At 73.0% G+C, this 9,067-nt stretch carries 9 protein-coding genes; 5 read left to right on the top strand and 4 right to left on the bottom strand.

What is annotated here, in order from left to right:
* Positions 1-149 precede the first annotated feature (149 nt).
* Positions 150-1,037: a cytochrome c oxidase assembly protein gene (locus AB0J76_RS00875; protein ID WP_364388334.1), complete on the top strand. Its 888-nt coding sequence runs from the start codon at positions 150-152 to the stop codon at positions 1,035-1,037.
* Positions 1,038-1,056: 19 nt separating this feature from the next.
* Here AB0J76_RS00875 and AB0J76_RS00870 read toward each other — a convergent pair whose 3' ends face one another.
* Positions 1,057-2,460 carry an MFS transporter gene (locus AB0J76_RS00870; RefSeq protein ID WP_352319841.1) on the bottom strand — a complete coding sequence of 468 codons (1,404 nt, stop codon included), beginning with the start codon at positions 2,458-2,460 and terminating at the stop codon, positions 1,057-1,059.
* 113 nt (positions 2,461-2,573) lie between these two features.
* Here AB0J76_RS00870 and AB0J76_RS00865 point away from each other — a divergent pair, with 113 nt between their 5' ends.
* Entirely contained in the window at positions 2,574-3,968 is a 1,395-nt protein-coding gene (locus AB0J76_RS00865; protein WP_352319839.1) for a cytosine permease, read from the top strand.
* Positions 3,969-3,986: 18 nt separating this feature from the next.
* Here AB0J76_RS00865 and AB0J76_RS00860 read toward each other — a convergent pair whose 3' ends face one another.
* The 3 genes from AB0J76_RS00860 to AB0J76_RS00850 all read right to left on the bottom strand — a co-directional run bounded on the left by AB0J76_RS00860 (position 3,987) and on the right by AB0J76_RS00850 (position 5,526).
* Positions 3,987-4,268, bottom strand: coding sequence for a hypothetical protein (locus AB0J76_RS00860; protein ID WP_352319837.1), 282 nt, complete (start codon positions 4,266-4,268; stop codon positions 3,987-3,989).
* A gap of 35 nt (positions 4,269-4,303) precedes the next feature.
* Positions 4,304-4,696, bottom strand: a complete 393-nt coding sequence (locus tag AB0J76_RS00855; RefSeq protein WP_352319836.1) for a CoA-binding protein — start codon at positions 4,694-4,696, stop codon at positions 4,304-4,306.
* Positions 4,697-4,761: 65 nt separating this feature from the next.
* Positions 4,762-5,526 carry an SDR family oxidoreductase gene (locus AB0J76_RS00850; RefSeq protein WP_352319834.1) on the bottom strand — a complete coding sequence of 255 codons (765 nt, stop codon included), beginning with the start codon at positions 5,524-5,526 and terminating at the stop codon, positions 4,762-4,764.
* 78 nt (positions 5,527-5,604) lie between these two features.
* On the opposite strand from AB0J76_RS00850, the gene AB0J76_RS00845 reads away from it, so the two are divergent.
* From AB0J76_RS00845 to AB0J76_RS00835, 3 genes are all read left to right on the top strand, one after another.
* Positions 5,605-6,441 carry a helix-turn-helix transcriptional regulator gene (locus AB0J76_RS00845; protein WP_352319832.1) on the top strand — a complete coding sequence of 279 codons (837 nt, stop codon included), beginning with the start codon at positions 5,605-5,607 and terminating at the stop codon, positions 6,439-6,441.
* A gap of 33 nt (positions 6,442-6,474) precedes the next feature.
* Positions 6,475-7,416: an ATP-dependent DNA ligase gene (locus AB0J76_RS00840; protein ID WP_352319830.1), complete on the top strand. Its 942-nt coding sequence runs from the start codon at positions 6,475-6,477 to the stop codon at positions 7,414-7,416.
* Between the two features lie 122 nt (positions 7,417-7,538).
* Entirely contained in the window at positions 7,539-9,038 is a 1,500-nt protein-coding gene (locus AB0J76_RS00835; protein WP_352319828.1) for a M28 family metallopeptidase, read from the top strand.
* Positions 9,039-9,067 lie beyond the last annotated feature (29 nt).

The raw sequence follows: 9,067 nt of genomic DNA, 5'->3' as shown, positions 1-9,067 counted from the left end.
GAGATTCGGCAAGCGGCCCGCAAAGAGGGGTGTCCCGCCGGGGCGGCCGGGCGTCCCGCTCGAATAGTGGATCACGTGGGAGGCGCCACGGGCATGCCGCCGGACCTCGGCGGGCGGCTGCGGCGACACATGGACGAGGTGATCGATCTGTGCCGCATCATCACCATCTGAGCGGGTTCTGGGCCGTGCCGGCGCTCGTCGTGCTGGTGACGTACGTGGTGCTGGCCGGGCGGACGGCGTGGAGCCGGTGGCGTACCGCGAGCTTCGCCGGAGGCTGCGCGCTGGTGACCGTGGCGCTCACCGATCCCGTCGCGGCGCTGGCCGCGACCGACTTCCGCGGCCACGTCCTGCAGCACCTGCTGATCGGCGTGCCGGCGCCCCTGGCCCTGGCCCTGGGGGCGCCGGTGACGCTGCTGCTGCGCTCGCTGCCGGCCGCGCGGGCCGGCCGCCTGGCCCTGGCGCTCCGCGGGCCCGCCGTCCACCTCCTGGCCAACCCGTGGACGGCGCTGGCCCTCAGCGCCGGCGGCCTGGCGGCCCTGTACTGCACGCCCCTGTACGGGCTCGTCCCCGCGCCGCCGGTGCACGCCTACCTCCTGCTGGCCGGTTACCTGTTCGCCTGGGTCGTCGCCGGGCCCGACCCCGCGCCGCGCCGCCCGCCGGCGCCGGTGCGGCTGGCCGTGGTGGGGGTGGCGATCGCCGTGCACGCGGGCCTGTCCGCGGCCATGTACGCCGGATGGCTGGGCCTGCCGGTGCCGTCCGGCCAGCTCAGGGGCGCGGCGGAGATCGTGTTCCCCGGCGGGGGCGCCGCGGAGCTGCTGCTCGCCGTGGCCCTGGCGGCGTCCCGGCGGGCCCGGCGCGCCCCCGAGGACGCCGACGTCGAGCTGCTCGCCCCCGGCCTCACCGTCCGGGTGCCGGGGGAGCCCGAGCCGGTCCGGCGGATCCGCGTCCCCGACCGCGAGCCGGCGAGGACGACGCGCGGCCCGCTCACCCCCTCCGAGTACGGCGACGAGGACGAACCCGACCCCGCCGACCTGTAGCCGCCCGGCAGCGGCCCCGTCAATGGGCGGCGCGGGAGCGGAGGAGGTCGTAGAGGGCGGCGGCCAGCGCCAGGACCACGAACCCCAGCACCACCCACAGGCCGTGCCGGAAGGCCGTCGGCCAGCCCTGCGGCAGGGAGCCGAAGAACGCCGAGCCCGCCGCCGCGATGCCGATCGCCGACCCGAGCCGCTGCCCGGTCTGCAGCACCCCGGCGGCGCTGCCGCCGCCCGCGGGAGGCACCTCCGACAACGTGATCGCCTGGTTGGGCGAGATCACCAGGCCGCTGCCGATGCCCGCGACCAGCAGCGGCAGCGCGGTCGCCGCGCCCACGCCGGCCCCCGGCACCAGCAGCGTCGCCGCCATGGTCGCCAGCAGGCCCGCGATCACCGTCCCGAGCCCCACCGCGACCAGCTTCCGGCCGGCCCGGCCGACGAGCCTGCCGCCGACCACCGACGACCCGGCCGACCCCAGCGCGAACGGCGTGATCGACAACCCGGCCAGCAGCGCGCTGTAGCCCTCGCCGCTCTGCAGGTACAGGGTGAAGGCGAAGAAGATCCCGGTGAACCCGGCGAAGTAGAACAGGGCGATGGCCGACCCGAGGCTGTAGGAGCGCCTGGCGAACAGCGACAGGTCCACCAGCGGTTCCCGGTGGTACAGCCGTTCCCAGAGCACGAACCCGGCCAGCACGAGCAGCGCGGCCGGCACCAGCAGCCACTTGGCCTCGCCCTTCCACTGGTGCTGCTGGATGAACGGCAGCAGCAGCGTCGCCACGCCCACGCCGAGCAGCAGCACGCCGACCGGGTCCATGCTCTCCCGCCGCCCGGTGCGCACCGGCCCGGCGGCGGGCGCGGGCAGCCACTTCCAGGCCAGTGGCAGCAGCGCGATCCCGATGGGCAGGTTCACCAGGAACACCCACCGCCAGCCCTGCGCCGCCCCGAAGCCGGTGACCAGCGCGCCGCCGATCAGCGGCCCGGCGGCGGTGGACACGCCGATGGTCGCGCCGAGCGCGCCGAAGGCCCGGCCGCGTTCGTGGCCCAGGAACATCTGCTGGATCAGGCCGGACACCTGCGGGTTCAGCGTCCCGGCCGCCATGCCCTGCACGAGCCGGGCCGCGATCAGCACCGGCATGCTCCAGGCGAAGCCGCAGGCCGCGCTGGCCGCCGTGAACAGCGCCACGCCCCACATGAACAGCGCCCTGCGGCTCCTGGCGTCGCCCAGCCGCCCGGCCGGGACCAGCAGCAGGCCGAACGTGAGCGCGTAGCCGGACAGCGTCCACTGCAGGCCGTCGTCCGAGGCGTGCAGGCCCGCGCGGATGGAGGGCAGGGCCACGTTGACGATGCTCACGTCCAGGCCCGACATGAACGCCGCGACCAGGCACACGCCCAGCGCCCGCCTGCGCGTGTCGGAACCGGGTGCCTGCATCGCGACCTCTCTGCGGAACAGCGGCAGCGATCATGATTCCCCACAGGCTGGGAAATATCGTCCTAGGCGGACAATGATTTCTTTGCCGGGCCCCCGCGAAGGAGCAAGTGATCATGGACACGATGGCCGTGGAGCGGAACGGCATCAACGCCGTCCCCGACAGCGAGCGGCGCGGAAGACCGTCCGACCTGTTCTGGCCCTGGGCGGGGGCGAACCTGTCCCTGTTCGGGGTGGCGTTCGGCGTGTACGTCGTCGGGCTCGGCCTCGGCGTCGTCCCGGCCGTCGTGACCGGCGCGGTCGGGTACGCGTTGTCGTTCCTGCTGGTCGGCCTGGTCGCCGTCGCGGGCAGCCGGTCCGGCGTGCCGACGATGACGCTGGGCCGGGCGCCCTTCGGGTACCAGGGCAACAAGCTGCCCGCGGTGTTGTCGTACGTGTCGAACGTCGGCTGGGAGATCGTGCTCGTCACGCTCTCCGCGCAGAGCGGCGCCGCCATCCTGCGCCGCGTGGCGCCCGGGATCCCCGAGACGACCGCCACCGCCGGCTGCTTCGCCGTCGCGGCGCTGGTCGTGATCGCCGTCGGCGTGTACGGCCACGCCATGATCATGGTCGTCCAGCGTTACCTGACGTACGCGTTCGTCGTGCTGACCGTCGTCTACCTGATCCTCATGCTGCCCAGGCTGGGCGGCTCGCTGGAGACGACGGCGGGCCCCGGCGGCTGGGTGGGCGGCGTCATCCTGTCCATGACCCTGCTCGGCCTCGGCTGGGTCAACTGCGGCGCCGACTACTCCCGTTACCTGCCCGCCGGCTCCCGGCCCAGGTCGGTGGCCCTGTGGACGACGCTGGGCGGCGCGCTGCCGCCGATGGTGCTGCTGGTGTTCGGCGTGCTGCTGGCCGGCGGCGACCCGAAGCTGGCCGAGGCGGCTGGCGGCGACCCGGTGGGCGCGCTGGCGGCGGCGTTGCCGACCTGGTTCCTGCTGCCGTACCTGCTGACCGCGATCGGCGGCTTCCTGGCCGGGGCGATCATGGACATCTACTCGTCGGGGTTGTCGATGCTGGCGCTCGGCGTGCCGGTCAGGCGGCACCTGGCGGTGCTGATCGACGGGCTGCTCATGGTGCTCGGCGGCTACTACCTGCTGTTCGTGTCCGACAACTTCTTCGGCACCTTCCAGGCGTTCCTGGCGATCATCGGCGTGGTGATGGCCGCCTGGGTGGCGATCTTCCTGGTGGACATGTGGCGGCTGCGGGACGGCGGCCGCGCCTACGACGAGCGCCTGCTGCGCCCCGGCGCGCCCGCGCTCAACCCGGCCGGGCTGGTCTCCCTGGTGGTGGCCTCGGTCGTGGGCGTCGGCCTGATCACGTCCGCGGACGAGCACATCGCGGCGGTCGTCGGGTTCCTGATGAGCGACGAGCTGCGGAACAGCACGTTCGGGGCGGCCAACATCGGCGTGGTCATCGCGCTGCTGCTGGCGGGGGTGTTGTACTTCGTGCTCACCCTGCGCCGCCGCTGACCTCCTCGCCGGATGAGGTCAGTGGGGGCCGGGCCGGCGCCAGGGCTCGAACGGCATGGGGGAGCTCATGCGCTCCTTGAACTCGCGCGCCCTGGTCAGGCAGTCGGGGCAGACGGGCTCGGGCGCCGACCGGGCCAGGGCCTCCGGGGTCGGCTCGCGCTGGGTGCCGAGCACTGTCCGGTCCGGAGGCAGGCCGGTCTCCGGGTCGATGGTGATCATGGTGACGTTCGCGGTGGTGTAGGGGAACGTGCGCTTGCACGCGAAGCACGTGCCGATCGTGGTGATGTGGTCGTCTTCCATGGATCCGCCCTCCCTCACCGCACCGTACCTCGCGATCAGGGATTGCGGCGCAGCGCCCACTCCACCGCGGGGCAGCGGTCCATGACGACGTCGAGCCCGGCGTCGAGGGCGCGCTGGGCGGCCGCCTCGTCGATCACGCCGATGGGCAGCCACACCGCTTTCGCGCCGGCCGCGATGGCCTCGTCCACGACCTGGCCGGCGAACTCCGAACGCCGGTAGACCGCCACCACGTCGGGTTTGACCGGCACCTCGGCCAGCGACGTGTAGCCCGGCTCGCCCAGGACCGGCCGGCCCGCCGGATGGACCGGGATGATCTTCTTGCCCCGCGCCTGGATGCGCTGGGCCTGGTCGTAGGCCGTGCGCTGCGGGTCGTCGCCGAGCCCCACGAACACCCACGTCCCGGCTTCGTGCAGCAGCTGCCTGATCACGCGCTGATCCGCGAAACGATCGTCCATGCAGGCGTCAACACGCCGGACGCGCGCGGGCTTCCCGCCTACGCCTGGGCGGTCGGCAGCACGACCACCTGGCGCAGGTTGACGTGCCGGGCGCGGCTGACCGTGTAGCCGATCAGGTCGGCGATCTCGTCGGCGGTCAGCGGGGTGAACGCCTCGAACATGCCGGCGAGCTGCGCGCCCAGCTCGGCGTTGTCGATGTGGTCGCCGAGCTCGGTCGCGGTCAGGCCGGGTTCGAGGTTGGTCACGCGCACGCCCCGCGGGCCGAACTCCGGGCGCAGCGAGGCCGACAGGTGGCTCAGCGCGGCCTTGGTCGCGCCGTAGACCGCGTAGTTGGGGAACGTGACGTGCGCGCCGATCGAGGAGATGTTCACCAGGTCGGCCGTCCGTCCGGCGTCGGCGGCGGCCAGCAGGTCGGCCGCGAAGGCGCCGGTGACGCGGAGCACGCCGGCGACGTTGGTGTCCAGCATGCGCGCCCACTCGTCGAGGCGGACGTCCTGGACGGGGTTGGGCAGCATCACGCCGGCCGCGTTGACGACCAGGTCGGCCCGGCCCAGCCCGGTGTGGACGGCCTCCACGGCGGCGGCCACGCTCGCGTCGCCGGTGACGTCCACAGTGACGGGCAGCGCGGTGCCGCCGTCGGCGTCGATCTTGGCGGCCAGCTCGGCGAGCCGGTCGGCGCGGCGGGCGAGCAGGGCCACCTTGGCGCCGTTGGCGGCCAGCAGGCGGGCCGTGGCCTCGCCCATGCCGCTGGCGGCTCCGGTCACGACGGCGATGCGGCCCGAGAGGTTCTCGTAGTTCGTCATGCCTCTCACCCTGGCCGAGCCGGACGGACTTACCCAGCGCACGGCTTTTCCTGGTAAAGCCAGTACTACCCTGAAGCGGTGGAAGGTGATTTGGGGCAGTTTCTCCGTTCTCGTCGGGCCCGGATCCATCCGGCGGACGCCGGGCTGCCCGCGTCGGGGCGGCGGCGGGTCAGCGGCCTGCGGCGCGAGGAGGTCGCGCTGCTCGCGGGCGTGAGCGTCGACTACTACATCCGCCTGGAGCAGGAACGCGTCCAGAACGTCTCCGACGCCGTGCTCGACGCCGTCGCCCGGGTCCTGCGCATGGACGACACCGAACGAGCCCACCTGCGCGACCTGCTCCGCCCGGCCAGGCACGTGAGCCGGCCCGTGCTGCGGCCCGGCCTGAGCCGGCTGCTCGACCTGGCCGACGGCATGCCCGCCTTCGTCCTCGGGCCCCGGATGGACGTGCTGGCCTGGAACGCGCTGGCCGACCGCGTCAGCGGCTTCGCCGGCGTCCCGGACGGCCGGCGCAACCAACTCCTCCAGGTGTTCCTGGCGCCGCACACGCGCACCCTCTACCCCGACTGGGCCGAGGTGGCCGCCGACACGGTCGCGTACCTGCGGCTGTACGCCGGCCGCCACCCGGAGGACCCGCTGCTGGCCGAGCTGGTCGCCGAGCTGTCGGCCGACCCCGACTTCGTCCGCCTGTGGGCCGAGCACGGGGTCGCCGAGAAGACGTACGGGACCAAGCGGCTGCGCCACCCCGAGCTGGGCGAGCTGGAGTTCGGGTACGAGACCCTCGCCGTGCCCGGCCAGCCCGACCTGGTGATCGTCATGTACACGGCCGACCCGGACTCGGACACCGGTCGCGTGGTCGCCCGGCTGCGGGAGGAGATCGGCTCCGCGCGGGAACTCGCCCGGTCCGGCCGTGGTTGACCCGGGCACGGGCCAGTGGGCATCGTGGAGCGGGTGACCGCCGATGACGTCGCCCTGACCAACCTCGACCAGCCGCTGTTCGACGGGTCGGGCGCCACCAAGCGCGACCTGGTCGACTACCTCGACGCGGTCGCCGACCGCATCGTCCCGGCGCTGCGCGGGCGCGCGCTGTCGGTGCTGCGGGTACGGCCGGGCCAGGAACCCTTCATGCAGAAGAACCTGCCCAAATACGCCCCCTCCTGGATCAGGACCGTCACCGTGTGGGCCGAGGCGTCCCGCAGGGAGGTGTCGTACGCGCTGTGCGACGACCGGCGCACGCTGCTCTGGTTCGCCAACCAGCGGGCCGTGGAGTACCACCCGGCGCTGTTCCTGGACGGCCGGCCCACGCACATGATCCTCGACCTCGACCCGCCCGAGGGCGACGACTCCTTCCCGCTCGCCGTACGAGCCGCCCACCTCGTCCGCCAGGCGCTCGGCGACGCCGGGCTGGCGGGCGCGGTCAAGACCAGCGGCGCCAAGGGCGTGCACGTGTTCGTCCCCGTCCCGCCCGGCACCGCCATGGACGACCTGGCCGCGGCCACCCGGGCCCTGGCCGCCCGCGCCGAGCGGCTCGACCCGGCGCTGGCCACGACGGCCTTCATCAGGGAGGACCGGGCGGGCAAGGTGTTCATCGACTCCACCAGGGCCGGCGGCGCGACGGTCGTGTCGGCCTACAGCCCGCGGGTGCGGCCGGGCGTGCCGGTCTCGTTCCCCGTCCCCTGGGACGAACTCGACCAGGTCGTGCCCGCCGACTTCACCATCCACAACGCGGCCGGGCTGCTCGGCGGGCGCGACCCGTGGGCCGAGCTCATGCCGGAGCCGCGCGAGCTGCCCGCCGACCTGGTCGCGGAGGGGCACACGATCCCGGTGGCCCGCGTCCAGGCGATGCACGAGGGCAAGCGTCGCGCCCGCGCCCGGCGGGCCGAGTCACCGTAGTGTCCGGATATTGACGCACTGGCGTAGGCCGGTAGACCTTCTCAGGGCTGCTTCGACGGGCTACCTTGCGAATCATTGCGGCTCGGGGGATTTCTCCGCATCTCACTCCTAGGGGAGCCTGCATGCGCAGAATCATCATCGCTTTGGTCGCCGCTCTCGCCTTACCCGTCGCCATGGCGGTCCCGGCGAGCGCGGGCCCGCTCGACGACGTCTTCGCCAAGCTGCTGGTGAAGCAGGTCAAGGGCGAGAACGTGCAGAAGCACCTGGAAGCACTCCAATCCATCGCCAACGCCAACGGCGGCACCCGCGCCGCCGGCACACCCGGCTACAACGCCTCCCGCGACTACGTGGCGGGCAAGCTGCGCAAGGCCGGTTACAAGGTCACCCTCCAGCCGATCAACTTCGTCGAGAGCTGGACCGAGAACAGCCCGCCCACGCTCAACCGCACTGCGCCGGACGCCAAGTCGTACGTGCCGAACGAGGACTTCTACTCCTTCCAGCCGTCCCCCGCCGGGGACGTGACCGCGCAGGTCCAGGGCGTGGACCTGATCCTGCCCCCGACCCCGACGCCCACCTCGACCAGCGGCTGCGAGGAGTCGGACTTCGCCGGGTTCGTCGCCGGGCGCATCGCGCTCATCCAGCGCGGCACCTGCGCGTTCGCCCAGAAGATCCGCAACGCGGGCCGGGCCGGCGCGTCCGGGATCATCGTGTTCAACGAGGGCCAGCCGGGCCGGACCGACGCGTTCCCGCTGGACATCGGCGAGTGGCGGGCGAACGTGCCCATGGTCTTCGCCGACTTCGCCGTCGGCAACGAGCTGGCCACCGGCTCGCCGACCGTGCGGCTCAAGGTCGACGCCAACCTCGTCCTGGGCGCCAACGACAACGTGATCGCCGAGTCCCGGTTCGGCGACCCGCGCAACGTCGTCATGGTCGGCGGTCACCTCGACAGCGTGACCGTCGGCCCCGGCATCAACGACAACGGCTCGGGCAGCGCGACCATCCTCGAAGTGGCCGAGGAGATGGCGCACTTCCCGGTCAAGAACAAGGTGCGCTTCGCGTTCTGGGCCGCCGAGGAGATCGGCCTGCTCGGCTCCGACCAGTACGTCGAGAAGCTGTCCCAGGCGCAGCGCGACCGGATCCGGGTCTACCTGAACTTCGACATGGTCGCCTCGCCCAACTACGCGTACAAGCTGTACGACGGCGACGACTCCGACGGCCAGGGCTCGCCGGCCGGTCCGCCCGGATCGGCGCAGATCGAGCGGCAGCTCGCCGACTTCTACGCCTCCCGCCACCTGCCCACCGTGGGCACCGACTTCGACGGACGCTCCGACTACGGTCCGTTCATCGCGGTCGGCATCCCCGCGGGCGGCATCTTCACCGGCGCCGAGGGCGTCAAGACGGCTCAGGAGGCCGCGCTGTTCGGCGGCGTCGCGGGACAGCCCTACGACTCCTGCTACCACCAGGCGTGCGACACGATCGCCAACATCAACGCGACCGCCCTCGACGTGGACGCCGACGCGGTGGCCGACTCCACGGCCAGGTTCGCCTTCAACCTGAACGGCATCCCGCCGCGGACCGCCGCCGCCGCGAAGACCGCGCTCTCTTCGCAGTCGGCACGCTGAGCAGGCGATCCCGGGCGGGTCGCCGCCCG

This window comes from Nonomuraea sp. NPDC049624, assembly GCF_040675255.1.
Taxonomy (GTDB): domain Bacteria; phylum Actinomycetota; class Actinomycetes; order Streptosporangiales; family Streptosporangiaceae; genus Nonomuraea.
The sequence above is the reverse complement of the archived record's forward strand: the minus strand, read 5'-3'. Positions and strand labels throughout refer to the sequence as shown.

Bases quoted from the DNA above. Each gene is read 5' to 3' on its own strand.
- AB0J76_RS00870 (WP_352319841.1), bottom strand. From the start codon at position 2,460: ATGCAGGCACCCGGTTCCGACACGCGCAGGCGGGCGCTGGGCGTGTGC.
- AB0J76_RS00865 (WP_352319839.1), top strand. From the start codon at position 2,574: ATGGACACGATGGCCGTGGAGCGGAACGGCATCAACGCCGTCCCCGAC.
- AB0J76_RS00860 (WP_352319837.1), bottom strand. From the start codon at position 4,268: ATGGAAGACGACCACATCACCACGATCGGCACGTGCTTCGCGTGCAAG.
- AB0J76_RS00850 (WP_352319834.1), bottom strand. From the start codon at position 5,526: ATGACGAACTACGAGAACCTCTCGGGCCGCATCGCCGTCGTGACCGGA.
- AB0J76_RS00835 (WP_352319828.1), top strand. From the start codon at position 7,539: ATGCGCAGAATCATCATCGCTTTGGTCGCCGCTCTCGCCTTACCCGTC.